The 961-nt window shown below is 37.7% G+C and carries 1 pseudogene; it reads left to right on the top strand.

Going from position 1 to position 961, the window contains the following annotated elements:
• Positions 1-80 precede the first annotated feature (80 nt).
• A pseudogene (locus tag BZK24_RS08235) lies at positions 81-961 on the top strand (glycosyltransferase family 10 domain-containing protein); the annotation flags it as partial.

Below are 961 nucleotides of genomic sequence, written 5' to 3'. Positions count from 1 at the left end.
GATTTGTTGAAATTATTGAGTGAAGTTCCTGCATCAAAACCACTCCCATTATTAGGCACGCTAGGGTTTTTCCTGGTGGTGGATCGGCTAGAAAAATCCTATCCTATCAAAACGCAAAAAGGGTGTTTTACACCGGTGAAAACGAAGTCCCTAATTTCAACCTCTTTGATTACGCCATAGGCTTTGATGAATTACATTTCAACGATCGTTATTTGAGAATGCCTTTGTATTATGCCAATTTGCATTATAAAGCCGAGATTGTTAATGACACCACTTCACCCTATAAACTCAAAGCTGACAGCCTCTATACTTTAAAAAAACCCTCCCATAAATTTAAAGAAAACCACCCACATTTATGCGCGCTAATCCATAATAAGAGCGATCCCTTGAAAAGAGGGTTTGCGAGCTTTGTCGCAAGCAACCCTAACGCCCCTAAAAGGAACGCTTTCTATGACGCTTTAAATTCTATTGAGCCAGTTACTGGGGGAGGGAGCGTGAAAAACACTCTGGGTTATAATGTCAAAAACAAAAACGAATTTTTAAGCCAATACAAATTCAACCTGTGTTTTGAAAACACTCAAGGCTATGGCTATGTTACTGAAAAAATCATTGACGCTTATTTCAGCCACACCATTCCTATTTATTGGGGGAGTCCCAGCGTGGCGAAAGATTTTAACCCTAAAAGTTTTGTGAATGTGCATGATTTTAAAAACTTTGATGAAGCGATTGATTACGTGAGGTACTTGCACACGCACCCAAACGCTTATTTAGACATGCTCTATGAAAACCCTTTGAACACCCTTGATGGGAAAGCTTACTTTTACCAGGATTTGAGTTTTAAAAAAATCCTTGATTTTTTTAAAACGATTTTAGAAAACGATACGATTTATCATAATAACCCTTTCATTTTCTATCGTGATTTGCATGAGCCTTTAGTATCTATTGATGATTTGAGGGTTAA

This window comes from Helicobacter pylori, from assembly GCF_001998165.1.
GTDB lineage: Bacteria > Campylobacterota > Campylobacteria > Campylobacterales > Helicobacteraceae > Helicobacter > Helicobacter pylori_DL.
The sequence above is the reverse complement of the archived record's forward strand: the minus strand, read 5'-3'. Positions and strand labels throughout refer to the sequence as shown.